Consider the following 1348-nt stretch of genomic DNA (forward strand, 5'->3'; position numbering starts at 1 on the left):
ACACGGATCCTAATACTATTAGCAGTATATCCGTATCCAATAATTTAGATGATAGTAGTATTTGTAGTGTCTACTAAAAAACTATGCTTAACTCACGATAAAAACATTATGAATACTAAAACATGTGATTAGAATAAATTTTGTGAAAATTTTGAAATATATCACTCATAGCAAACGAATATGGCTTATACCTACCCACACCCAACAAAAAACCCCGCATCATGATGACACGGGGTTTTCTTGTTTTAAGTATAAGGCTTTCAATTTTAAAAGCTTATGTACTCAAGATTAGGTCAACTGAGCCACATTAATCTTGTCCTATTCTTCAGTGTGCTCTGACATACGGTCGAAGTTCATGTATTGATACATTTCCTCACCCATGCTATCTAGCAGCCTATCATGACAGCCATTTGCATTCAATGTTCGATGAAAAGCGCGTAAAAATAATTAGAGAATAATATGTTTAAATATAGCTTAATATTTGTAATGGCCACACTTTGCTCCTGTAGTGTAGATACAAGTGAAACAAAAACTTCGTCTCCTTTAAATGAAACATTATCTAAAGAACTTAGTTCTACAGATTTACACTCTACAGGTATGGGTATCAGACAAATTTCTGATAAAGAATTTATACCTCTACTAGAAAAATCATGTACAGCTGAAAATCTTTCTTACCCCGAAAAATGCTTATATTACGACAAAGTTAGTAATTATAGTTTTGATAGTATAAACCTTGATAGTTTCTCAGGTGCTAACAGTAAAGTCATGCTAAATACTAGACTGCTCTTAGGGTCAAAGAATGATGATGGTGATTATTCTACTAAAACACTTGAGTTAAATACGAATATTGATGGGTTAGAGGTTGATTCTATCAATATTTATGAATATGAATTTAATGAGTATTCATATAATGAACGTATTTTCTATATGAATCAGGATTTTGAACTATGGATTCTTAATTCAATCATGTTTGAAGGTGTCTTATATATCGTATCTTGGGAAAAATATAATATCGATCCCAAAACTGGGAAAATATCAATTGACTCTACAGTGCATTACACTTCAATTCATGAATCGGAATCAATTTACAAAGGGTTGATAATGTAAGTGGTCAAAATAGAATATCAACGTTAAAATTCTATTTATCATAGGATAAATTTTCAATTGAATAAAACTTTATCACCGCTACGTCTCCAACATGCTCAGTCCTCACGATGATGGCACCACCCCACCGCTGCGCGCATTACAACTGTCATCAGGGGCGACACATGGGTGGCAGTTTGCTCCGCGTATCGGACAGTCCGTACTCCTTAACCACTGGTATGGCGATATTGACAGTCCCGTGATC

1 protein-coding gene is annotated in these 1348 nt (G+C 34.1%); it reads left to right on the top strand.

Annotated features, from left to right (window positions below; genetic code table 11):
• Window positions 1–459 precede the first annotated feature (459 nt).
• On the top strand, window positions 460–1107 hold the full coding sequence (locus tag ACT3RN_RS15630; RefSeq protein ID WP_192520515.1) for a hypothetical protein: 648 nt from the start codon (window positions 460–462) through the stop codon (window positions 1105–1107).
• Window positions 1108–1348: the final 241 nt, after the last annotated feature.

Source organism: Psychrobacter sp. AOP5-GZ1-6 (assembly GCF_052376345.1).
GTDB lineage: Bacteria > Pseudomonadota > Gammaproteobacteria > Pseudomonadales > Moraxellaceae > Psychrobacter.